This is a genomic window from Geminicoccus roseus DSM 18922, from assembly GCF_000427665.1.
GTDB classification, from domain to species: Bacteria; Pseudomonadota; Alphaproteobacteria; order Geminicoccales; family Geminicoccaceae; genus Geminicoccus; species Geminicoccus roseus.
Genome location: NZ_KE386572.1, coordinates 4,153,925 through 4,175,418, shown reverse-complemented (window position 1 = coordinate 4,175,418; position 21,494 = coordinate 4,153,925). Strand labels below are relative to the sequence as shown.

Here is a 21,494-nt window from a genome sequence, read left to right as displayed (position 1 = left end):
ATGGGAAACGATCCGCGCCGGGAATTGACGATTGGAAACGTCATCACCCTGGTCCATCTGTTTCGCCGACGAAATCCTGCCGAGGAGACAGACGTTGGCGAAGATCCTGGTGCTCTATTATTCGAGCTGGGGCCATGTCGAGCAGATGGCCTATGCCGCCGCCGAAGGGGCCAGGTCGGTGGCCGGCACCGAGGTCGTGGTGAAGCGGGTGCCCGAGCTGGTCCCGGAGGAGGTGCAGCAGAAGGCGCACTACAAGACCGACCAGCCGGCCCCGATCGCCCAGCCGGCCGAGCTGGCGGACTACGACGCGGTGATCTTCGGCACGCCGACCCGCTACGGCAACATGTGCGCGCAGATGAAGAACTTCCTGGACCAGACCGGCGGGCTGTGGGCGCAGGGCAAGCTGGTCGGCAAGGTCGGCAGCGTGTTCACCAGCACCGCCACCCAGCATGGCGGCCAGGAGACCACCATCACCTCGTTCCACACCGTGCTGCTGCATCATGGCATGGTGATCGTGGGCCTGCCCTACTCGTTCGCCGGCCAGTCCGGCTACGAGGAGGTCAAGGGCGGCTCGCCCTACGGCGCGAGCACCATCGCCGGCAGCGACGGCTCGCGCCAGCCCTCCAAGGTCGAGCTGGAAGGCGCTGGCTTCCAGGGCCGCCACGTGGCGGAGATCACCACGAAGCTGCACGGCTGAGCCGGCCGGCTCAGGCTTCCGGCGGTGCGTCGCTTCCGGCTGCGGGGGCGGCGCCCGCCTTGCGGTACTTGTCGGAGATGAAGAACTCGAACACCGCATAGACGGTGACGCCGGCGAACATCCAGAACCAGATCGAGTTCGGCTCGTGCCAGGCCTCGAACGCGGTCCAGGCCAGGCAGAACAGAAGAAGACCGATGCGCACGGCAAGCGGCTTGAGCATCGGATGTGCGTCCAAATCCAGGCTCCTCCAGGTTCAAGAAAGCGGGTGCTGATCGCTTGTGCGGGTGTAGCGCCACCGCTAGCGTCCCGCCACGTTCCGCAACCAAGGAACGATCAGGGAGAGCAATCATGATCCGCCGCCATTTCGCGGGGGCGCTGGCGTTGGCCGCGCTCGCCGGTGCGTCCATCGGGCCCGCTTCCGCGCAGGACGAGAAATACACCATCGCCCTCATTCCGGGGCTCACCACCGACGCCTTCTACATCACCATGCACAAAGGCGCCCAGGCCGCGGCCGATGCCCTGGGCGTGGAGCTGGTGTTCCAGGGCGCCCCCGACTTCAACCCGACCCTGCAGGTCCCGGTCCTCCAGGCGGTGATCGCAAGGCAGCCGGACGCCCTGCTGATCGCGCCCACCGACAAGCAGCAGCTGATCGCGCCGCTGCAGCAGGCGGTGGATGCCGGGATCAAGGTGATCACCGTCGACACCTTCATCGATGACGGCCAGTACCAGGACGGCTCCGGGCCTGGCGACTTCCCGCTCTCCTATGTCGCCTCCGACAACGTGATGGGCGGCAAGATGGCCGCGCGCGCCCTGGCCGAGGCGATCGGCGGCAAGGGCAAGGTCTATGTCAGCAACGTGAAGCCCGGCATCTCCACCACCGACCAGCGGGAGGAGGGCTTCAAGCAGGGCATGGAGGAGTTCCCGGACATCGAGGTCCTGGAGACCCAGTTCAACGACAACGACGCCAACAAGGCCTCCTCGCAGCTCCAGGCGGTGTTCGCCCGCAACCAGGACCTGGCCGGCGTGTTCGGCGCCAACCTGTTCTCGGCGTTCGGCGCCGCCGACGGCGTCAAGGCCGCCGGCAAGACCGGCGAGATCAAGGTGGTGGCCTTCGACACCCCCACCCGGATCATCGACGACCTGAAGAGCGGCTCGGTCGACTTCGCGATCGCCCAGCACCCGGCCGAGATCGGCTATTACGGGGTGATGACCGCCTATGCGGCGCTCACCGGCCAGTCGGTGCCCACCACGATCGGCACCGGCTTCACCGTGATGACCAAGGACAACATCGACGACCCGGAAATCCAGAGGTTCGTCTACTCGGACTGACCTGGTCCCCCACGGGGCGGCCATGACGGCCGCCCCGCTCCTCGTCGTCAGCATGTCCTTGCAGGAAGAGGCCGCCCTTTGGCCACCGCCGCCGCCCCGCACGCCCCAGCCGAACGCCACCCGCTGCTCGCCTTCATCGCGATCGCCTGGTCCTGGCTGTTTCTCCTGGTCCTGGTGCTGTTCTTCGAGATCTGGGCCCGCGTCCAGTACGGCTCGACCTTCGTGCTCAACCCCTACAACCTGCAGAGCATCGCCCTTGCGGCCTCGATGCCGCTGCTGCTGGGCCTGGGCCAGACCCTGGTGATCATCGCCGGCGGGATCGACCTGTCGGTGGGCTTCGTGATGGGCCTGGCCGCGGTGATCATGGCGACCGTGATGCAGGCGACCTCCGGGCTGCACCCGGGCCTGTCGCTGCTGATCGGCATCCTGGCGGCCCTGCTGGTCAGCGTGATCCCCGGGCTGATCAGCGGCACGCTGATCGCCAAGCTGGCGATCCCGGCCTTCATCGGCACGCTCGGCATGTACGGGGTGTGCCGGGGCGTGGGCTTCCTCACCGCCAGCGGCACCACCGTGCCGGTCAACAATCCCTGGCTGTTCGCGCTCGGCAATGCCCGGATCCTGCACATCCCGGTCCCGGTGATCCTGACCGCGGTGGTGGTCCTGGTGATGCACTGGCTTTTGCAGGAAAGCCGTTTCGGCCGCTACACCTACGCGATCGGCGGCAGCAAGCCGGCGGCGATCCGGGCCGGCATCAACGTGCCCAAACACACGATCCTGCTCTACATGCTGGCCAGCTTCTGCGCCGGGATCGCCGGCGTGGTCTATACCGCGCGCTTCTCGGCCGGCGCCGCCCAGGGCGGCGAGCCCTTGCTGCTGGACAGCATCGCCGCGGTGGTGATCGGCGGGGCCTCCCTGTTCGGCGGCTCCGGCACGATCATCGGCACGGTGATCGGCGCGTTCATCATCGCGGTGATCCAGTACGGCCTGGTGTTCATCAACGTCGCCCCGTTCTGGCAGTTCGTGGCGGTGGGCGTGGTGATCATCGTCTCGGTGCTGATCGACCAGTCGCGCGAGCGGCTGACCGGCGGAGGACGCCGCAGTGAGTGAGCCGCTTCTGGAAATCCGTGGCCTGACCAAGCGGTTTGGCGGCGTCACCGCCCTATCGGACGTCGGATTGACCGTGCATCGCGGCGAGGTGCTGGCGCTGGCCGGCGACAACGGCGCCGGCAAGTCGACCCTGATCAAGGCGATCGCCGGGGTGCATGCCCGCGACGAGGGCGAGATCGCCTTCAAGGGCCGGCCGGTCTCGTTCGAGACGCCGTCCGAGGCGCGCGCCGCCGGGATCGAGACGATCTACCAGGACCTGGCGCTGGCCGACAATCTGGACGTCGGCGCCAACGTGTTCCTGGGCCGCGAGCGCTTCAAGACATTCCTGGGCGTGCTGCCCCGGCTGGACCGGGAGACCATGCGCGCCGAATCGGAAAAGGTGCTGGAGCAGCTCGAGATCGACATCGAGCCGAAGAAGCTCACCCAGCCGGTGCGCAACCTGTCGGGCGGCCAGCGCCAGGCGGTGGCGATCGGCCGGGCGATCTACTGGAAGGCCGAGTTGCTGATCATGGACGAGCCGACCGCGGCGCTGGGCGTCCCTGAGCAGCGCAAGGTGATGGAGCTGATCGGCCGGCTGAAGGCCCAGGGTGTCGCGATCATCTTCATCAGCCACAACCTTCACGATATCTTCGCCGTGTCCGACCGGATCCTGGTGCTGCGGCGCGGCCGCAATGCCGGCGAGCGAGCGATCGGCGAGACCAATGGCGACGAGGTGGTGAAGATGATGGTGGGCGGGTGACGCTGCCGCTCGCCCTGCTCCTGGCGGTGGGCGCGTTGTTGGGCCTTACCGCCAACATCGTGAAGCTGGCGCTCCAGGCCGGCTGGCCGCCTTTGGCCTTCCTGTTCTGGGCGACGCTTGGCGCAGGCCTGCTGCTGCTGCTGGCGACCTTCCTGCGCCGCGACCCGCCCGGCAGCGGCCGCGCCGCGCTGGCCTATTATCTCTGGTCGGGCCTGCTCAGCATCGCCCTGCCCAACGCCCTGTTCTTCTCGGCGGTGGCCCATGTGGGCGCCGGCTTCGTGGCGCTCTGCCTGGCCTTCCCGCCGATGGCGACCTACCTGCTGGCGCTGGGCTTCGGCATGGAGCGGGTGCGGGCCACCCGGGCCGCCGGCCTGGCGCTGGGGCTGGCGGGTGCCCTGGTCCTGGCCACCGGCCGGACCGGCGGCGGCGGGGCCGCCACCTTCTGGGCGATCGCCGCCCTGACCGCACCTTTGGTGATCGCGGCCGGCAACATCTACCGGACCCGGCGCTGGCCGCAGGGGGCCAGCGCCCTTTCCCTGGCGCCGGGCATGCTGCTGGGCGGGGCCCTGCTGCTCCTGCCGGCGGTGCTGCTGGACGGGCGGGCCTGGGCGGCCGGCGGCCCGGAAGCGGGCTGGCTCCTGCTGGCGCAGATCGCGGTGTTCGCCCTGACCTATGCCCTGTACTTCGTACTGCAGAAGATCGCCGGCCCGGTCTATTTCAGCCAGATCGGCTCGGTGGGCGCGATCCTGGGCGCCGGGGTCGCCGTGCTGGGCCTGGGCGAGCCGGCGGGATGGCCGCTCCTGGCGGCGGGCGGACTGATCCTGGCGGGGGTCGTGCTGGTCAACCGGAAGGTCCCGGCGTCCCGTTAATCCCATGTTTTTGCTGTTGTTTTAGAAGTTTCCGGGTCCGGCCCGTATTATTTCTGATTCACCCATCCCGCGCGGATCGGCGCAAGCTGCCGCCGCGGCCATCCACCAGGAATTCATGTCCAGGCTCTTTTCCCCATGACGGCGGCCGGCTGGTGGCTCCTGCGCCATGCGCCGATCCTGGGCCTGCCCGGAAGGTTCGCCGGACGGTCGGACCGGCCGGTCGGGGCGATCCCGTCTGACCAGGCGCGGATGCTGGTGGAGCGGATCGGCCAAATCGACGTGGCGGTGGTGACGCCGCTGCGCCGCACGCGGGAGACCCTGGCGGGGCTGCAGGCGGCGGGCCTGGAGGTGCCGGCGCTCATGGTCGAGCCCGGCCTGATGGAACAGGATTTCGGCGAATGGGAAGAACAGGCCTATGACCAGCTGGCCGAACGGGATCCTGGCTACTGGCCGTTCTGGGACGATCCGTTCCACGCCTGCCCGCCCGGCGGCGAAAGCGCTGCCATGCTGGCGGAGCGGGCGCTTGCCGCCTGGCGGCGACTGGACCGGGAGCTTGCGGGCAAGACGTTGCTCCATGTCGGCCATGCCGGCCCGATCCGGGCGCTCCTGACATGGGCGGAGGGAGCGGCGGCCAGGGACGCGCTGGCGCGGAGCGTGGCGCCCCTGTCGCTCGCGCGCCTGACCGGCGGCGATTGGGGCAAGCCGGCGCCGGCGCCGCTGGTAGCGTCGCTAGGCGACGTGGTAGGGAGCCAGCCGCCGCGACCCCGAAACCCGAGCGGTCCGGCGGGACCGTCGCCCCGCGCAGAGGCTGGATCGAAACAAACGTGAACGAGCCTGTCGGCAAGGTCTATCTGGTGGGCGCCGGCCCTGGCGATCCCGAGCTCCTGACGCTGAAGGCGCTGCGAGTCCTGCAGAGCTGCGACGTGATCGTCCACGACCGGCTGATCGCGCCGGAGCTGATGGAGATGGTGCCGCCCCATGTGGAGCGGATCTTCGCCGGCAAGCGCCGCGACTTCCACTTCCTGCCGCAGAACGACATCAACCAGCTGCTGGTGGAGCTGGCGAAAGCCGGGCGCACGGTGGTGCGGCTGAAGGGCGGCGATCCGTTCGTGTTCGGCCGGGGCGGCGAGGAGCTGGAGACGCTGGTCCAGGCCGGCATCCCGTTCGAGGTGGTGCCGGGGGTGTCGGCCGCCAACGGGGTTGGCGCCTATGCCGGCATCCCGCTGACCCATCGCGACCACGCCCAGTCGGTGCTGTTCGTCACCGGCCACACCAAGAACGGCGAGCCGGACCTGAACTGGACCGCGATCTGCCAGCCAAGGCAGACCATCGTGATCTACATGGGCCTGAAGCCGCTGAAAGCCTTGTGCGCCAAGCTGGTGCAGCATGGGCTTGGCCCGGACCTGCCGGCCGCGGCGATCGAGAGCGGCACCCTGCCCGAGCAGCGGGTGGTCACCGGCACGCTGGCCACCCTGCCGGAGCTGGCGGCCAGCGTGCAGTTCGACGGACCGGTCCTGGTGATCGTGGGCTCGGTGGTGGGGCTGCGCGACCAGCTGGCCTGGTTCGACCGTGCCGATGCCCCGGCCGGCCGGGAGCGGGCGGCGGAGCTTTCGCAGCCGGTGAACTGACGGCGCGTCCCTGCTGCTGTCCCGGATACCCGGATGCGAAAGGGTGTCCGGCGATGATCTTCCAGAGCGTCTCGCGCGCGAAATGAAGGTCCCGGGCGCTTCCAGGCCGGCCGGCAGCATCTCCGGCCGATGGCCTCTTGGGTGGCGGCGATGCTGGCCGCACCGCAAGCCGTGGCACGCGAAGCTGCACAGCCTCGGGCCCCTGCGGCTTCCGGCATCGTGGCCCTCGGCAGGTACCCCTTGCCTGCGACCGCGCCGGACCGCACTCCTCGCCCGTGGTCAGACCTCGCAGATCCGCCCGAGCAGCACCGGGCGCGAGGCACCGGTGACCGCCGGCAGGTTGGTGGGGATGCGGTCGATGCGCAGGGAGGCCAGCAGGGCGAAGGCGATCGCCTCCTTGGCGTCCGGGTCGATCCCGGCGGTGGCCGAGCTGACCAGCGGCGTGCCGGAGAGGGCCTGGGCCAGCCGGTCCATCAGGTGGCGGTTGCGGACCCCGCCGCCGCTGGCGACGACCCGCAGCGTCCCGGGCGCATGAAGGGAAATCGCCTGGGCGACGCTCTGGGCGGTGAGTTCGGTGAGCGTCGCCAGAAGGTCGGCCTCGGCCAAGTTCGGGCGGCGCAGCAGTTCCTCGGCCAGGGCGGCGCCGAACTGTTCCGGCCCGGTGGAGCGGGGCGGCGGCAGGGCGAAGAACGGATGGGCCAGGAGCTCGGCCAGGAGAGCGGCGTCGACCCGGCCGCGCGCCGCCCAGGCGCCGTCCTGGTCGTGGCGGCTGCGGCCCTGGGTCAGGGCGCGCACCGCAGCGTCGATCAGGCTGTTGGCGGGCCCGGTGTCGAAGCCGCGCACGGGGCTGCCATCGGCCGGCAGGATGGTGACGTTGGCGATGCCGCCCAGGTTGAGGGCGACCACGGTGCCGGCCGGATCGGCCAGCAGGAGCCGGTCGACGAACGGCACCAGGGGCGCGCCTGAGCCGCCCACCGCGACGTCGGCGGAGCGGAAGTCGCTCACCACCGGGCAGGCCAGCATCTCGGCCAAAAAATGCGGGTCGCCGATCTGGAGCGTGGTGAGCCCGTGCTCGTGGTAGACGGTCTGGCCGTGCAGGCCGACCAGGTCCGGGCGCAGGCCCAACTCGTCGCAGAAAAGGCGCGCCGCCTCGCCGTAGAAGCGGCCGAGCGCCGTGTTCAGCCGGGCAAGGCCGGCGGTGTCCAGGGCCAGGCAGGCCTTCGGGCTCAGCGCCAGTTCGTCCGGCTGGGCAGCGGTGCGGTGCGCCAGGGTCGCGACCCTGGGGGTGGCCCCGGCGCCGATCCGCACCAGCGCCAGGTCCAGCCCGTCCATCGAGGTGCCCGACATCAGGCCCAGGACGACGCGGTCGTCCCGGGCCTCGACCTCGGGCAGACGGATCGGCTCCCTCACAGCATGCCGGGATAGGCCCCGCCGTCCAGCATCAGCGACTGGCCGGTGAAGAAGCCGGCATGGGCCGAGCACAGGAACGCGCAGAAGGCGCCGAGCTCGGCCGGGTCGCCGAAGCGGCCGGCCGGGGTGGCGGCGACGGCACCCGCCTCGATCTGCTCCAAAGGCGTGCCGGTGCGCTCGGCGCGGACCTTCATGTTGTCCTTCAGCCGGGCGGTCTCGAACGGGCCCGGCATCAGGCTGTTCACGGTGACGTTGCGCGCGGCGTATTCGCGGCACACCCCGGCCAGCGCCGAGGTCAGCCCGGCGCGGGCGGCGGAGGACAGCGCCAGCTCGGCGCGCGGCGACTTCACCACCGAGGAGGTGATGTTGACCACCCGGCCGAAGCCGCGCTCGGCCATGCCGTCGATGGTCGAGCGGATCAGGGCCAAAGGCGTCAGCATCACGCTGTCGACCGCGTCGTGCCAGGCCTGGTCGGCGAAGCCGCGCCAGTCGCCCATCGGCGGGCCGCCGGTGTTGGTGACCAGGATGTCCGGCTGCGGGCAGGCTTCCAGCAGGCGGGCGCGCCCGTCCGGGGTGGTGACGTCCACGGCGACCGCGGTGGCGGTCACGCCGTATTTCTGGGCCAGCCGGTCCGCGGCCGCCTTCACCTCGTCCGCGCTGCGCGCGCAGATCGTCACGTCGACCTTGGCCGCGGCCAGCGCCTCGGCGCAGGCATAGCCCAGGCCCTTGCTGGCGCCGCCGATGATCGCCTTGCGGCCAGCAATACCGAGATCCATCAACTATCCTCCCAATGAGCGGCGGCATCTTCGCTGCCGCCGGCCGCGATGTCGACCAGAACGCCGCGGGCCAGCGCCGTGGTCACCGGGCGGCGCGCCCGCAGGGACGCACGGTCCAGTTCGCCCACGATCCGGCGCACCGCGGCGAAGCTGCGCGGGCCGTGGCCGATCAGCCATTCAACCGCCCCCTTGTCCGGGCGCAGGCCGCGATCGGCCAGCTGCTTGACGTAGAGCGCCGCCAGCAGCGCGTCGTCGGGCGGGCCGATCTCCACCGGGGTGGCCAGCGCCAGGCGCGAGCGCAGGTCCGGCAGCTCGACCGGCCAGCCGGCCGGCGGCAGGGTCGAGGTCATCAGGAGGCTGCCGCGGCGCTCCACCACCAGGTTGAACAGGTGGAACAGGACCTGGGTGTCCCAGACCAGGTCGGCCTCGTCGATCGCCAGGCAGGTGGCGGGGGCGGGGAACAGGTCGCGGGGCGGCAGGAGCCAGGGCCCCTCGCTTTCCAGCCAGACCGCCCGCGCCCGCGCCGCCCAGATCCGGGCCAGGTGGGTCTTGCCCGAGCCTTCCGGGCCGAACAGCACGGTCACCGGCGAGGGCCAGTCCGGCCAGCGGCCGAGATGGGCCAGCGCCTGGGCGTTGCAGGACGAGGGCAGGAAGTCGCGTTCCTCGCTGCTCTCGGTGTGGGGCAGGTCGAGGGTGAGCTGGTGCGGGGCGGATCGGCTCACGCTGCCGTCCGGCTCAGGAGCGGCCCGCACCGGCCACGGCCAGCCGGATCGCCCCGATCGTGTAGGCGGCGCCGGACGCGATCGTGAGCAGCACCATCGCCGGCAGGACCAGCTGCGCCAGGTGCTGGGCGACGCCGACCAGCTCCGCCGCCCCGGCCAGCACGGCGCCGACATAAAGGATCTGGGTGAAGGTGCAGGCCTTGCCGAGCAGCGAGGGGGCGATCGCGAAGCCCTCGACCCGGGCGCGCATCAGCAGCGCCCCCACCGAGATCACCAGGTCGCGCAGGATCACCAGGCCCGGCACCCAGGACGGGACCAGGCCCTGCCAGCCCAGCAGGACCAGGGTGCCGACCAGCAGCACCTTGTCGGCGATCGGATCCAGCACCACGCCCAGCCGCGACACCCCCACCACCCGCCGGGCGAGGAAGCCGTCGACCCCGTCGGACAGGCCGGCCGCCACGAACAGCCAGAAGGCCAGCTGGAACTCGCCGGCCTGCAGGATCAGTGCAATCGGGACCACCGAAAGCAGGCGCAGCACCGTCACGGCATTGGCGAGGTTGACGGCCGAGCTGGCGCCAGAGGGGGACGTGGCCGTCAGCCGCCGATGGTCGACACCGGCGGGTCGCCCGCTCGACGCAACCGCCATCCTTCGATCTCCTGGCTCAGGTCGAGGCCACGCCGCGCCAGCGCGACGCGCACGTCCTCGACACTGCCCACATGGCCCAGCACCACCTGCGCCTCCCGGCGGCTGAACCGCTGGACCTTGGTCGTGCGGATCTCCGGGGTCTCGGCGAGTGCCCGCCTTATTTGGACCCAGGCGCCAAGGTCGGCAAGCGGCACGCTCACGGTCAGGAGCTCGACGATGGCGTCGCTGCGCACCACGCTCTGCCCGACCTGACGGTCGAGCGAGTCCAGCAGGCTGCGGGCGGCGATCTCGTAGTCGGGCAGGCCCTCGGCGGTGGGCGGCACCTCCTGGGCGGGCAGCGCCCGGACGCTGCCGTCCTGGCCCAGATACTGCCCCTGGACCGTCAGGCCCTGGCTCCCATCCGCCTGCGGGCGCAGCGCCGCCTGGGCGACCAGCACCGCCTTGGCGGCGTAGCGGTCCGCCACGGGCTGCAGGGTGCCCTGGTCGCCGGCCTGGGCGGCGGCCTGCGGGATCGCCAGGTCCTGGGCGTCGCCCAGCGGCAGCACCGGCTCCACCGCGGCCGAGCGGCCGGCAGCCTCGATCACCGCGTCGCGCCAGGGGTCGCCCTCCAGGAACGGGTCGCCGTCCGGCCCGTAGGCCAGGAGCACGGTCGGCAGCACCTCGACGATGCCGTAGGACAAACCGTTGCTGCGCAGGAGCTCCTGGACCGGCTCCGGCCGGAAGGTCACGGTCAGCTCGGCCGAATAGGTCCTGGCGCCGACCTGCTCCTGCTGGATCTCGAAGCTGCGCACATACTGGTCGATCTGGTCTTCCGGCACCGTCGGCACCCGGGAAGGGTTGGCGCCGGTCAGCCGCACCAGCAGCCGCTCCAGGGCGGTGACCTGGCCCTTGGCGATGGCGGCGGCGCGGGCCTGCACGGCATCGTCGGCAGATGCCTCCGCCGGCACGTCGTGCTCGACGAACTGGCGCTGGTCGGTGCTCTGGGCGTCCGCTGCTGGCACGGACGAGAGCAGGAGAAGAGCGGATAGCACCAGCAACGCTATCGACGGGCGGCGCGAGGCCATGGCAGATCACCCCGACGCGAGGACGAGCGGACGACGTGCAAGGCCAACATGGCCGTTGCGCCGGGCGGAGGGGACCACGGGAGCCTCGGCCTGACAAGCCTTCGCCGCACCTCATCAGGACAAGCCACTTTCGGTCGAGGGTCGCCGAATGCAGAACGCCGATCAGCCAGCCGGCGGCAGATATGCGGAGGCCGGGGTCGACATCGATGCCGGCAACGAGCTGGTGCGCCGGATCGACGGCCTGACCCGCGCCACCGCGAGGCCTGGCGCCACCGGGGCGCTGGGCGGCTTTGGCGCGCTGTTCGACCTGAAGGAGGCCGGCTACCGCGACCCGCTGCTGGTCTCGGCCACCGATGGGGTCGGCACCAAGATCCTGCTGGCGGCCAAGACCGGGCGGATCGAGGCGATCGGCATCGATCTGGTCGCCATGTGCGTCAACGACCTGGTGGTCCAGGGTGCCGAGCCCTTGTTCTTCCTGGACTATTTCGCCACCGGCAAGCTCGACGCAGCGTCTGCCGCCAAGATCGTGGCCGGGATCGCCGAGGGCTGCCGGCAGGCCGGCTGCGCGCTCACCGGCGGCGAGACCGCCGAGATGCCGCAGATGTACGCGCCCGGCCATTTCGACCTGGCCGGCTTCGCGGTGGGCGCCGTGGAGCGCGGCGCCCTCCTGCCGCGTCCCGACGTGGCGGAAGGCGACGTGCTGCTGGGCCTGGCGTCGTCGGGCGTGCACAGCAACGGCTTCTCGCTGGTCCGCCTGGTGATCGACGAGGCCAAGGCGGAGCTCGACGCCCCTGCCCCGTTCGCGCCCGGCCAGTCCCTGGCCGAGGCGCTGCTCACCCCCACCCGGATCTACGTGAAGAGCTGCCTGGAGGCGATCCGGGCCGGCGGGGTCAAGGCGCTGGCGCACATCACCGGTGGCGGGCTGGAGGAGAACCTGCCGCGAGTCCTGCCCGAGGGGGCGGCCGCGGTGATCGACACCCGGGCCTGGGAGCTGCCTCCCGTGTTCCGCTGGCTGGCCGAGGCCGGCCGGCTGCCCCAGGCCGACCTGCGCCGCACCTTCAATGCCGGGATCGGCATGGTGCTGGTGGTGGAGCCCGGCCGGGCCGACGCCCTGGAAGCGGTCCTGCGCCAGGCCGGCGAGACCGTCACCCGGATCGGCGCCATCGCCCCGCGCGCGGCCGGCGCCGCGGTCGTCTTCCAGCATATCGAGCAGACATGGCCCGCCGTCCCGTCGCCGTCCTGATCTCCGGGTCGGGCTCCAACCTGCAGGCCCTGATCGACCATGGCGCCAGCCCGGAGGCCAGCTACGAGATCGTCCGGGTGATCTCCAACGTGGCCGGCGCCTTCGGGCTGGAGCGGGCCGCGCGCGCCGGGATCGCCCACCAGGTGATCGACCATCGCGGCTTCGCCAGCCGCGCGGCGTTCGACCAGGCGCTCGGCCGGGCGCTGGCGGAAAGCGGCGCGGAGCTGGTCTGCCTGGCCGGCTTCATGCGGATCCTGGGGCCGGAGCTGGTGGAGGCCTGGGCCGACCGGATGCTCAACATCCACCCGGCGCTGCTGCCCTCGTTCAAGGGCCTGCACACCCACGAGCAGGCGCTGGCCGCCGGGGTGCGCCTGCATGGCTGCACCGTCCACGTGGTCCGCCCGGCGCTGGACGACGGTCCGATCGTGGTGCAGGGCGTGGTGCCGGTGCTGCCCGGCGACGACGCCGCGAGCCTGGCCGCGCGGGTGATCCGGCTGGAGCACCGCGCATATCCCCTGGCGCTGGACCTGCTGGCGTCCGGCCGGGCCCGGGTCGAGGGCGAGGTGGTCCGGGTCGAGCCCGGCACGCCGACGCTGATCGTCCATCCCGAACTCGGCTGAGCGCCGGTCCGGGGGGAGCCGTCGCCGGGCGGTCGCGGTTGCGGTGCCGGCGCTTCCGGCACGTCGGCGCCTCTTCGAGCGAGGGAACCAGGACATGCGCATCCTTGCGACGATGGGCCCGAAACAGTCATTTGCCGACGGCCTGCATGACTGAAGGTACATGTCGGGCGGGCAGACAAAAGAAGCCTCTGCTCCAGCGGTCCGATTCCTCGGTTGCTCCTATCGTTCGCTTGCTAAAGCGCCACGCCCGGCAGCCGGCTGGCCTGCTCCACCCAGTTCTCGATCTGGGCCTCGTCCAATTCATCCCCTTCGTAGATGTTGAAGTATCGGGTCCCCTCGACCTTGGACTTTCCCGGCGGGACGGGTGACAGGCAGGCCCCGCGCATGAAGGTCAACTGAACATATCGCGTGTAGCAATACATGGAGAAGAACCAGCCATCATTCTTACCATAGAGCGGCGTATTCCACTTGACCGCCTTGATGACACCGGGGGAAATCCTTTCCACAATCTCATCCAGCCTGCGTCCGATGTCGCTTTTCCAGCCGGGCATCGCGGCGATGTACGCCTGGACTGGTGCGTCGCCTTCGCCCTTCGGAATCTGGGGATTGCCGCTCGACAGCAGCTTGGGTCTCTCGACACCTGTCATCTTTGGCATTCTCCCCCGGTCAAGTCTGATGCTTCGGCATTAGGGCAACCTTTTGCCACAACCGTGCGACCACAGGCAGCGGTCTTCGTCAGCGGCAAGAATGACCGTGTTCTTGCCTGGATCTGGCTGGCCCGCGATTCCGGCCGGGCCGCGACCCGCTACCGATCATAAGTCATGCCCAAGCAGGTACAGCAGCGGTCCTGGAAATGCCGCCCATCATGCCGACCAGCGGCGGTATCGCGTCATGGAAGGCAATCGGTGGCTCTTGGCGGAGCGGGAGAGAGAGCCCCTGCTGGAGGCCGAGCGGATCGGCCTGATGGTGTGGAGCCCGCTGGCCGGCGGGCTCCTGTCCGGCAAGTACGACCGGGAGGGCACCAACCGCCAGGCCGTGGACTGAGCCCCTACCCCTCGGCCAGCCACTCCTCGATCAGGAACCGGGCGATGCTGTCCTCGCGCGGCAGCAGCACCGGCGAGCGCTCCGGGTCGCCCAGCACCTCGCGGGGGATCCACAAGGCGTCCTCCAGCTCGTCGAGGTCGATCTTCAGTTCGGTGGAGGCCGCCGTCGCCCGAAAGCCCAGCATCAGCGACTGCGGGAACGGCCAGGGCTGTGAGGAACGGTACTGGATCTGCTCCAGGCGGATGCCGGACTCCTCGAAGATCTCCCGCTCCACCGCCTGCTCCAGGCTCTCGCCCGGCTCCACGAACCCGGCGAGCGTCGAGTACATGCCCGGCGGGAAGCGCGCCGAGCGGCCGAGCAGGGCCTGGTCGCCATGGGTCACCAGCACGATCACCGCCGGATCGGTGCGGGGGAAATGGTCGCGGCCGCAGTTCGGGCAGCGCCTAGCATGGCCGGCATCGGTCGGCAGGGTGGCGGTGCCGCAGCTGCCGCAGAACCGGTGGGTGGTGTGCCAGTGCAGAAGGGCGCGGGCGGAGGCCATCATGCCGGCCTCGTGCGGCGGCAGCACCGGGCCGACGCTGCGCAGGTCGACCAGCGGCAGGGTCGCCTTGGCCGGATCGTCCAGCTCGGCCACGAAATAGGCGACCCCGTCGATCACGCCCAGGAACACGGCGTTGTCGTCGAGCTCCTGGCCAAGATCGGCCACGGTCAGGAAGCCGGCATGCGGCCCGTCCTCCGCCTCCAGCACCGCCAGGTTCAGGCCATGGGACAGGATCACCCTGGTGGCATGGTCGGACCGGCGCTGGGTCAGCCAGGCCAGGTCCTTGCGGTAGATGGCGGCTCGGTCGAAGCCGACGCTGGAATAGACGTGCGGCGGTGGTTTCAGGCGACGCAGCAAGGGGAGAGCCTCCACGATCCTCATTGATCGTACGGTCGCATCTTGCACGAGCGGGCGCGAGCGTCGATATACCCCCTCGGAAGGTCGGCGGCGGACGGGCTCCTCGCCAATTCGGTCAGGTCCGGAAGGAAGCAGCCGCAACGAGTTCCGGTCCGGGTCGCAGCCGGCCTTCCACCTGCAGAGCATCCGCGCCGGCCAGCGCCGGCTGGTGCCGCGAACAAGATCAGACGGGCGCATGCGAGACGACACCACCGCGTCCGGCTACAAGGTCCTGGCGAGAGCCTACCGCCCCCAGCGCCTGTCGGAACTGGTGGGCCAGGACGCCCTGGTCCGCACCCTCACCAATGCGTTCGCCTCCGGCCGGCTGGCCCATGCCTTCCTGCTGACCGGCATCCGCGGGGTCGGCAAGACCACGACCGCCCGGATCATCGCCAAGGCCCTGAACTGCGAGGGGCCGGACGGCAAGGGCGGGCCAACGCCCGAGCCCTGCGGCGTGTGCGGCCCCTGCCGCTCGATCGAGGCGCAGAACGCCATCGACGTGGTCGAGCTGGACGCCGCGACCCATACCGGCGTCGACAACATGCGCGACCTGCTGGCCAGCGTCCGCTACGGCCCCACCGCGCTGCGCACCAAGGTCTACATCGTGGACGAGGTGCACATGCTCTCGGCCAGCGCGTTTGCGGCGCTGCTGAAGACGCTGGAGGAGCCGCCCGCCCACACCAAATTCGTGTTCGCCACCACCGAGCAGCGCAAGGTGCCGGTGACGATCGTCTCGCGCTGCCAGCGCTTCGACCTCAAGCGCGTGCCGCCTTCGGTGCTGTCCGCTCATCTGGCCCGGATCTGCGCCAAGGAGCAGGTCGAGGCCGAGGACGACGCGCTGGCGCTGGTCGCGCGGATCGCCGAGGGATCGGTGCGCGATTCGCTTTCGCTGCTCGACCAGGCGATCGCCCTTGGCGGCGGCCGGGTCGAGGCCGCCCAGGTCGCCGACATGCTGGGCCTGGCCGACCGGGCGCGCCTGCTCGACCTCCTGGAGCCGCTGCTGACCGCGCGGCCCAAGGAGGCGCTGGACGTCTTCGCCGAGCTGCACGCCCGCGGCGCCGACCCGGTGGCGGTGATCCAGGACCTGCTCGGCGCCTGCCACTGGCTGTCCCGGCTCAAGCTCGACCCGAACGCCGATCCGGGTTGGCACACCGGCAAGGACGGCCATCAGCGCGGCCTAGCGCTCGCCGGCCGGGTCGGCCTGCCGGCCGCGGCCCGCGCCTGGCAGGTGCTGCTGCGCGGCCTGGAGGAGGTCAAGGCCGCCGCCGACGGCGCCATGGCCGCGGAGATGCTGCTCTTGCGCCTGGCTTGCCTGGCCGAGCTGCCGCCACCCGCCGACCTGCTGCGCAAGCTGGAGCAGCTGGGCCAGGGTGGCTCGGCTGCCCCTGTCCGGCCCGAGCCGGCCAGCGCCGGCCCGGCCGCGGTGCTGGTGGCGCCGCCGGTGGCCCAGGCTCCCCCTGCCCTGGCGAGCCGTCCCCCGGCCGAGCCGCGCGCCGCCGCCGCCCCGGACTTCGCCGACTTCGCCGAGCTGGTGACCTTCCTGCGCGGCCATGACGAGCCGATGCTGGCCTCCATGCTGGAGACCGGGGTGCATCTGGTGCGGATGGCGCCGCAGCGCCTGGAGATCCGCCCGGCCGCCGGGGTGCGGCCGGACCTGGCCAACCTTTTGCAGGACGCCCTGCTCCTGCGCACCGGCCGGCGCTGGATGGTCGCGATCGTCAACGAGCGCGGCGCCCCGACGCTTGCCGAGCAGCGCGCGGTGGTGCGCGACCGCCTGATCGAGCAATTGTCGGCGGACCCGGCGATCCGGCGCATCCTGGACACCTATCCCGGCGCCCGGATCGAGGATGTCCGGCCATCCGCCAGCGAACTTGCCAGCCCCCCAACCGAACAGAGGATCGAGCGCGCATGAAGAATCTCGGCAACATGCTCAAAGAAGCCCAGAAGATGCAGGCCCGCATGGGCGAGATGCAGCAGAAGATGGCGGAGATGGAGGTCGAGGGCGGTGCCGGCGCCGGCCTGGTCTCGGTGGTCCTGAACGGCAAGGGCGAGATGCGGAAGATCAAGATCGACCCGTCGCTCATGGTCGCCGACGACGTCGAGATCCTGGAGGACCTGATTGTCGCCGCGGTCAACGACGCCAAGGGCAAGATCGAGACGCAGATGCAGGAAGAGATGCAGAAGCTGACCGGCGGGCTGCAGCTGCCGCCCGGCATGAAGCTGCCGTTCTGAGCGAAGCGGACCGAACGAGCGGAGCCTGAACCCTGAGCCGCAACAGCGCGCCTGGCGCCATCGACGAGCTGATCAAGCGCCTGTCGCGCCTGCCGGGCTTAGGACCCCGCTCGGCCAGGCGCGCGGCGCTGGCCCTCCTCAAGCGGCCGGACGTGCTGATGACGCCGCTGATCCGCACGCTGGAGAACTGCAGGGAGCAGGTCCGGCGCTGCTCGGTCTGCGGCAACCTGGACGCCACCGACCCCTGCTCGATCTGCGCCGATCCCGGCCGGGACACCGCCAGCCTGTGCGTGGTCGAGGAGGTCGAGGACCTCTGGGCGGTGGAGCGGGCCGGCTTCTTCAAGGGCCGCTACCATGTGCTGGGCGGCCGCCTGTCCGCCCTGGACGGGATCGGCCCGGACGAGTTGCGGATCGGCCAGATGCTGGGCCGGGTGCAGGACCAGGGCATCCAGGAGGTGATCCTGGGCCTGGGCGCCACCGTCGAGGGCCAGACCACCGCCCACTACATCGCCGAGCGGCTGCACGGCCTGGGCGTGCAGGTCACCGGCTTTGGCCGGGGCGTGCCGGTGGGCGGCGAACTGAACTATCTGGACGAGGGCACCCTCGCCGCGGCCTACCGGGCGCGCCGGCCGCTCGGCTGAGCGGGGCGGGAAGCTGCGATTTTCGCCGCAGCCCTGGAATTCTGGTGCCGCATCAACCGGTCGTTAACGACCTGGGCTGCATGATGGCTTCGCAAGGTTCATGCGAGGCAGCCCATGTTGATCCGGCTTCTGTGGATGGTGACGTGCGTCAGCCTGATATGGCTGGTTCCGATCGGCATGGCGGCGGTCTCCCTCGATGCGGCCCGCGAGCGGATGGATCGGAGGCTTCACTGCATCCATGTCGGCCTGGCCGGCCATCACGATGATCGCTGCCGGGAAGAGCCCGCCCCGGGCATCCTGCTCACGAACCCGGTGCAGGACGGATGAGCTCCGTGCACCGCCGCTCAGGCCATCCCGGCATCCACGACCAGGTAGCCGGCATAGGCGCCGTAGAGCAGCACGAACACCGCGCCCTCCCAGCGCCGCAGCGTCCAGCCGGTGCGCAGGAACAGGAGCACGAGCGCCGTCGCCGCGATCAGCACCCAGATGTCCAGCCGGGCGATCTCGACCGGGATCGCGATCGGATGGACCGAGGAGGTGATGCCCAAAATCCCCAGCACGTTGTAGATGTTCGAGCCGATGACGTTGCCCAGCGCCACGTCGGCATGCCGGCGCAGCGCGGCGACCGCGCAGGCGACCAGTTCCGGCAGCGAGGTCCCCACCGCCACGATGGTCAGGCCGATCACGGTCTCCGAGATGCCGGCCGACTGGGCAAGCTCGATCGCCCCGCCGACCAGCAGGCGGGCGCCGCCCACGGTGGCGGCGATGCCGACCAGCGCCAGCACGACCGAGCCGAGGATGCCGCCCGGTCCGGCCCGCGCGTCTTCGGCGACATGCTCGTGCATCTCCGCCTCGGCATCGGGTGCCGCGCGCTCGCTGCGGTAGGCCCAGGCGATGTAGGCGACCAGCACCGCCACGAACAGCAGGCCGATCCAGCGGTCCATGAAGCCCCACAGCACCGCGCCCAGGCAAGCTACCGTCGAGCCGGCCAGCGCCAGGCCGTCGCGGCGGAAGGCGGGCGGCGCCACGGCCAGGGGATAGATCAGCGCGGTGACGCCCAGGATCAGCAGGATGTTGGCGATGTTGGAGCCGACCACGTTGCCGACCGCGATGCCGGGCGCTCCCTGGAACGCGGCGATCAGGCTGGTGACCAGCTCCGGGGCGGAGGTGCCGAACCCGACCAGCGTCAGCCCGATCATCAACGGCGAGATGCCGATTGCCCGGGCGGCGCTGACCGCGCCGCGGACCAGCAGTTCGCCGCCGACGACCAGCAGCACGAGGCCGGACAGGATCAACAGCCAGGTCATCGGGTTCCTTTCTTGTGGCTCGTTCCAGGGGGGACGTCCCTGGAACGGGCGAGATGGGTCGGCCGTGCCCGCCGAACCAGGCAAAGATGGCCATCGGGCGTCCTTGCGGTGCTGGTGCTGGAGGCCGGGATGCCGGCCGGTCGGTTGACCGATCTGGCGCTACTGCCTACCTGACCTGCCCGTCACCCTCCCTTCGCCGAAGAATATCGCGCATGGCCTTGCTGCCCATCCTGGAAGTTCCCGATCCGCGCCTGCGCCAGAAGGCCAGGCCGGTGGCGGCGGTCGACGCCCGCGTCGCCGCCCTGCTCGAGGACATGCTGGAAACGATGTACGCCGCCCCGGGCATCGGCCTGGCCGCCCCGCAGATCGGCGTGGACGAGCGGATCGTGGTGGTGGACGTGGCGGCCAAGGAGGAGGAGCCCAACCCGATCCGGCTGATCAACCCGGAAGTGGTGGAAACCTCCGGCGAGCCGGTCGAGGCCGAGGAGGGCTGCCTGAGCCTGCCCAACCAGTTCGCGCCGGTGAAGCGGCCGAGCCAGGTCACCGTCCGCTTCCTGGACGAGGCCGGCCGGGAGCAGCGGATCGAGGCGGACGGGCTCTTGGCCCGCTGCCTGCTGCACGAGATCGACCATCTGGACGGGATCCTGTTCACCGACCATCTAAGCCGGCTCAAGCGCGAGATGCTGATGAAGAAGCTCGACAAGCAGCGGCGCCAGCGTGCCGGCTGACCCGGGCTCCCCGAAAACCTCCGGGACGGACGGCCCGCTGCGGGTCGTGGTGATGGGCTCGACCGGGTTCGTCCTGCCGAGCCTGGAGCGGCTGCTGGCCTCGGCGGACCACGAGGTGGTGGCGGTCTATACCCGGCCGCCGGCGGCCAAGGGGCGCGGCCAGCAGCTGCGGCGCACCGACGTGCACGAGCGCGCCATGGAGGCCGGGATCCCGGTGGAGACCCCGGCGCGGTTCAAGGAGGAAGGTGCGGTCGAGCGCCTGGCCGGCTATCGGCCGGACCTGATCGTCACCGGCGCCTACGGGCTGATCCTGCCCAGGGCGGTCCTCGACGTGCCGCGCCTTTGCTGCATCAACCTGCACGCCTCGCTCCTGCCGCGCTGGCGGGGTGCGGCGCCGATCGAGCGGGCGATCATGGCCGGCGACCGCGAGACCGGGGTCTGTTTGTTCCAGATGGAGCCGGGCCTGGACACCGGCCCGGTCTATGCGGAAGGCAGGCTGCCGATCGGGCCCGACACCACGGCCGCCGACCTGCATCGCGACCTGGCCCTGCTGGCGGCCGACCTGCTGCTGCCGACCCTGGCCGGGATCGCCAGCGGCGCGCTCCTTCCGGTGGCGCAGCCCGAGGAGGGCGTCACCTATGCCGAGAAGCTGCACAAGGACACCGGCCGGCTGGATTTCTCCTGCCCGGCGGCGGAGCTGGAGCGGATGGTGCGGGCGCTGGAGCCCAGGCCCGGCGCGTTCGCGGTGCTGAACGGCGAGCGGATCACGGTGCGCCGGGCGAGCGTGGTGGCGGACGCGGACCGGCCGGCGGGCGGGCAGCCGGGCGAGGTCGTGGCCGCGCCCCTGGTGGTGGCGTGCGGCAGCGGCGCCTTGCGGCTGGAGGTGCTGCAGCGCCCCGGCAAGAAGGCCATGGCCGCGGCGGACCTGCTGCGCGGCTGGAAGCTGCCGGTCGGCACTCGGTTCGATCCCATCGGATGACGCGGCTGGCCCTGGTCGTCGAGTATGACGGCCGTCCGTTCGTCGGCTGGCAGCGCCAGGACAACGGCCCGACGGTGCAGGCGGCCCTGGAGGAGGCGGTCCGGCGCTTTTGCGGCGAGCAGCCCGTGCTGGTGGGGGCGGGGCGCACCGATACCGGCGTGCACGCGGCGGCCCAGGTCGCCCATCTGGACCTGGACCGGGCGGTCGATCCCGGGCGGATGCGCGACGCGCTCAACCATCACCTGCGCCCGGCCCCGGTGGCGGTTTTGGCGGTGCGGCCGATGCCGGAGGATTTCCATGCCCGCTTCGGCGCGGTCAGCCGGGCCTACCGCTACCGGATCCTGACCCGGCGCGCGCCGCCCACCACCGAGCGCGGCCTAGTCTGGCACCACCCGAACCGGCTGGACGCGGAAGTGATGCACGACGCCGGCCAGACGCTGGTGGGCGTGCACGACTTCACCAGCTTCCGCGCGGTCGCCTGCCAGGCGCGCTCGCCGCGCAAGTCCCTGGACCTGCTGCATGTCCGCCGCCTGGGCGATGTGGTCGAGGTGAACGTGCGCGCGCGCTCCTTTCTCCACCACCAGGTCCGCAACATCGTGGGCTCCCTGGCGCTGGTCGGCAGCGGCAAGCGGCCGCATGGCTGGATCCAGGAGGTCCTGGAGGCCCGCGACCGCACCCAAGCCGGCCCGACCGCCCCGCCCGACGGCCTGACCCTGATGGAAATCGGCTACCCCGGCTGGAACAGCCGGGAGCATCGCTGAGCCGCAAGGCCGGCA

General features: G+C 70.9%; 25 protein-coding genes, 1 other RNA gene and 1 pseudogene. 18 read left to right on the top strand and 9 right to left on the bottom strand.

Annotated features, from left to right (window positions below; genetic code table 11):
- The first annotated feature begins 94 nt into the window (after nucleotides 1-94).
- Entirely contained in the window at nucleotides 95-697 is a 603-nt protein-coding gene (wrbA, locus tag GEMRO_RS0120740) for an NAD(P)H:quinone oxidoreductase (RefSeq protein ID WP_027135544.1), read from the top strand.
- Between the two features lie 10 nt (nucleotides 698-707).
- Here wrbA and GEMRO_RS30900 read toward each other — a convergent pair whose 3' ends face one another.
- Nucleotides 708-917 (bottom strand): hypothetical protein, encoded by a 210-nt coding sequence (locus GEMRO_RS30900; RefSeq protein ID WP_157505674.1) that lies wholly within the window; start codon nucleotides 915-917, stop codon nucleotides 708-710.
- A gap of 128 nt (nucleotides 918-1,045) precedes the next feature.
- Between GEMRO_RS30900 and GEMRO_RS0120730 the strand changes: the two genes are divergently transcribed.
- The 6 genes from GEMRO_RS0120730 to cobA all read left to right on the top strand — a co-directional run bounded on the left by GEMRO_RS0120730 (nucleotide 1,046) and on the right by cobA (nucleotide 6,369).
- Nucleotides 1,046-2,026, top strand: coding sequence for an ABC transporter substrate-binding protein (locus tag GEMRO_RS0120730; protein WP_051329298.1), 981 nt, complete (start codon nucleotides 1,046-1,048; stop codon nucleotides 2,024-2,026).
- 78 nt (nucleotides 2,027-2,104) lie between these two features.
- Nucleotides 2,105-3,133 (top strand): ABC transporter permease subunit, encoded by a 1,029-nt coding sequence (locus GEMRO_RS0120725; RefSeq protein WP_027135542.1) that lies wholly within the window; start codon nucleotides 2,105-2,107, stop codon nucleotides 3,131-3,133.
- Nucleotides 3,126-3,872, top strand: coding sequence for an ATP-binding cassette domain-containing protein (locus GEMRO_RS0120720; protein WP_027135541.1), 747 nt, complete (start codon nucleotides 3,126-3,128; stop codon nucleotides 3,870-3,872). The genes GEMRO_RS0120725 and GEMRO_RS0120720 overlap by 8 nt, the downstream gene beginning before the upstream one ends.
- Nucleotides 3,869-4,741 (top strand): DMT family transporter, encoded by an 873-nt coding sequence (locus GEMRO_RS0120715; RefSeq protein WP_027135540.1) that lies wholly within the window; start codon nucleotides 3,869-3,871, stop codon nucleotides 4,739-4,741. Before GEMRO_RS0120720 ends, GEMRO_RS0120715 begins: the two co-directional genes overlap by 4 nt.
- A gap of 135 nt (nucleotides 4,742-4,876) precedes the next feature.
- On the top strand, nucleotides 4,877-5,569 hold the full coding sequence (locus GEMRO_RS35435; protein ID WP_051329297.1) for a histidine phosphatase family protein: 693 nt from the start codon (nucleotides 4,877-4,879) through the stop codon (nucleotides 5,567-5,569).
- Nucleotides 5,566-6,369 (top strand): uroporphyrinogen-III C-methyltransferase, encoded by an 804-nt coding sequence (gene cobA / locus GEMRO_RS30890; RefSeq protein ID WP_051329296.1) that lies wholly within the window; start codon nucleotides 5,566-5,568, stop codon nucleotides 6,367-6,369. Before GEMRO_RS35435 ends, cobA begins: the two co-directional genes overlap by 4 nt.
- A gap of 279 nt (nucleotides 6,370-6,648) precedes the next feature.
- Here cobA and GEMRO_RS0120700 read toward each other — a convergent pair whose 3' ends face one another.
- Genes GEMRO_RS0120700 through GEMRO_RS0120680 form a run of 5 tightly spaced genes read right to left on the bottom strand, consistent with a single transcriptional unit; the run spans nucleotide 6,649 to nucleotide 10,954 of the window.
- Nucleotides 6,649-7,779: an anhydro-N-acetylmuramic acid kinase gene (locus GEMRO_RS0120700; protein ID WP_051329295.1), complete on the bottom strand. Its 1,131-nt coding sequence runs from the start codon at nucleotides 7,777-7,779 to the stop codon at nucleotides 6,649-6,651.
- Nucleotides 7,776-8,555, bottom strand: a complete 780-nt coding sequence (locus GEMRO_RS0120695) for an SDR family oxidoreductase (protein WP_027135538.1) — start codon at nucleotides 8,553-8,555, stop codon at nucleotides 7,776-7,778. The genes GEMRO_RS0120700 and GEMRO_RS0120695 overlap by 4 nt, the downstream gene beginning before the upstream one ends.
- Nucleotides 8,555-9,277, bottom strand: coding sequence for an HdaA/DnaA family protein (locus tag GEMRO_RS30885; RefSeq protein ID WP_035487689.1), 723 nt, complete (start codon nucleotides 9,275-9,277; stop codon nucleotides 8,555-8,557). Before GEMRO_RS30885 ends, GEMRO_RS0120695 begins: the two co-directional genes overlap by 1 nt.
- Nucleotides 9,278-9,290: 13 nt before the next feature.
- On the bottom strand, nucleotides 9,291-9,923 hold the full coding sequence (locus tag GEMRO_RS0120685) for a CDP-alcohol phosphatidyltransferase family protein (RefSeq protein WP_051329293.1): 633 nt from the start codon (nucleotides 9,921-9,923) through the stop codon (nucleotides 9,291-9,293).
- Nucleotides 9,872-10,954 carry a DUF2066 domain-containing protein gene (locus tag GEMRO_RS0120680; protein ID WP_157505673.1) on the bottom strand — a complete coding sequence of 361 codons (1,083 nt, stop codon included), beginning with the start codon at nucleotides 10,952-10,954 and terminating at the stop codon, nucleotides 9,872-9,874. Before GEMRO_RS0120680 ends, GEMRO_RS0120685 begins: the two co-directional genes overlap by 52 nt.
- A gap of 181 nt (nucleotides 10,955-11,135) precedes the next feature.
- Between GEMRO_RS0120680 and purM the strand changes: the two genes are divergently transcribed.
- Complete coding sequence (gene purM / locus GEMRO_RS0120675) at nucleotides 11,136-12,230, top strand: phosphoribosylformylglycinamidine cyclo-ligase (protein WP_027135535.1); 1,095 nt, start codon at nucleotides 11,136-11,138, stop codon at nucleotides 12,228-12,230.
- Nucleotides 12,203-12,850, top strand: a complete 648-nt coding sequence (gene purN / locus GEMRO_RS0120670) for a phosphoribosylglycinamide formyltransferase (RefSeq protein ID WP_027135534.1) — start codon at nucleotides 12,203-12,205, stop codon at nucleotides 12,848-12,850. Before purM ends, purN begins: the two co-directional genes overlap by 28 nt.
- A 233-nt stretch (nucleotides 12,851-13,083) precedes the next feature.
- Here the strand turns inward: purN and GEMRO_RS0120665 are convergent, their stop codons facing one another.
- Nucleotides 13,084-13,497 (bottom strand): DUF1801 domain-containing protein, encoded by a 414-nt coding sequence (locus tag GEMRO_RS0120665; protein ID WP_205625042.1) that lies wholly within the window; start codon nucleotides 13,495-13,497, stop codon nucleotides 13,084-13,086.
- Between the two features lie 271 nt (nucleotides 13,498-13,768).
- Here GEMRO_RS0120665 and GEMRO_RS34735 point away from each other — a divergent pair.
- Nucleotides 13,769-13,876: pseudogene (locus tag GEMRO_RS34735) on the top strand (aldo/keto reductase); the annotation flags it as partial.
- Nucleotides 13,877-13,898: 22 nt separating this feature from the next.
- Here GEMRO_RS34735 and nudC read toward each other — a convergent pair.
- Nucleotides 13,899-14,792, bottom strand: a complete 894-nt coding sequence (gene nudC / locus GEMRO_RS0120655; RefSeq protein WP_027135532.1) for an NAD(+) diphosphatase — start codon at nucleotides 14,790-14,792, stop codon at nucleotides 13,899-13,901.
- A gap of 79 nt (nucleotides 14,793-14,871) precedes the next feature.
- Here nudC and ffs point away from each other — a divergent pair.
- The 5 genes from ffs to GEMRO_RS0120635 all read left to right on the top strand — a co-directional run bounded on the left by ffs (nucleotide 14,872) and on the right by GEMRO_RS0120635 (nucleotide 18,031).
- Nucleotides 14,872-14,967: signal recognition particle sRNA small type (gene ffs / locus GEMRO_RS33670), an RNA gene on the top strand.
- Between the two features lie 60 nt (nucleotides 14,968-15,027).
- Complete coding sequence (locus tag GEMRO_RS30880; RefSeq protein WP_051329292.1) at nucleotides 15,028-16,743, top strand: DNA polymerase III subunit gamma/tau; 1,716 nt, start codon at nucleotides 15,028-15,030, stop codon at nucleotides 16,741-16,743.
- The gene (locus GEMRO_RS0120645; protein ID WP_027135531.1) at nucleotides 16,740-17,063 is read left to right on the top strand and encodes a YbaB/EbfC family nucleoid-associated protein; all 324 of its coding nucleotides are present in this window, start codon (nucleotides 16,740-16,742) and stop codon (nucleotides 17,061-17,063) included. Before GEMRO_RS30880 ends, GEMRO_RS0120645 begins: the two co-directional genes overlap by 4 nt.
- Before the next feature lie 32 nt (nucleotides 17,064-17,095).
- Nucleotides 17,096-17,704 (top strand): recombination mediator RecR, encoded by a 609-nt coding sequence (gene recR / locus GEMRO_RS0120640; protein ID WP_027135530.1) that lies wholly within the window; start codon nucleotides 17,096-17,098, stop codon nucleotides 17,702-17,704.
- Nucleotides 17,705-17,818: 114 nt separating this feature from the next.
- Complete coding sequence (locus tag GEMRO_RS0120635) at nucleotides 17,819-18,031, top strand: hypothetical protein (protein ID WP_027135529.1); 213 nt, start codon at nucleotides 17,819-17,821, stop codon at nucleotides 18,029-18,031.
- Nucleotides 18,032-18,048: 17 nt separating this feature from the next.
- Here the strand turns inward: GEMRO_RS0120635 and GEMRO_RS0120630 are convergent, their stop codons facing one another.
- Complete coding sequence (locus GEMRO_RS0120630) at nucleotides 18,049-19,011, bottom strand: calcium/sodium antiporter (RefSeq protein ID WP_027135528.1); 963 nt, start codon at nucleotides 19,009-19,011, stop codon at nucleotides 18,049-18,051.
- A 212-nt stretch (nucleotides 19,012-19,223) separates the two neighbouring features.
- Between GEMRO_RS0120630 and def the strand changes: the two genes are divergently transcribed.
- The 3 genes from def to truA are packed head-to-tail and all read left to right on the top strand — an operon-like array spanning nucleotide 19,224 to nucleotide 21,479.
- Nucleotides 19,224-19,739 (top strand): peptide deformylase, encoded by a 516-nt coding sequence (gene def, locus GEMRO_RS0120625; RefSeq protein ID WP_027135527.1) that lies wholly within the window; start codon nucleotides 19,224-19,226, stop codon nucleotides 19,737-19,739.
- Nucleotides 19,729-20,718, top strand: a complete 990-nt coding sequence (gene fmt / locus GEMRO_RS0120620; RefSeq protein WP_240476727.1) for a methionyl-tRNA formyltransferase — start codon at nucleotides 19,729-19,731, stop codon at nucleotides 20,716-20,718. Before def ends, fmt begins: the two co-directional genes overlap by 11 nt.
- A complete protein-coding gene (gene truA, locus GEMRO_RS0120615; protein ID WP_027135525.1) occupies nucleotides 20,715-21,479 on the top strand; it encodes a tRNA pseudouridine(38-40) synthase TruA in 765 nt (254 codons plus the stop codon). Before fmt ends, truA begins: the two co-directional genes overlap by 4 nt.
- Nucleotides 21,480-21,494 lie beyond the last annotated feature (15 nt).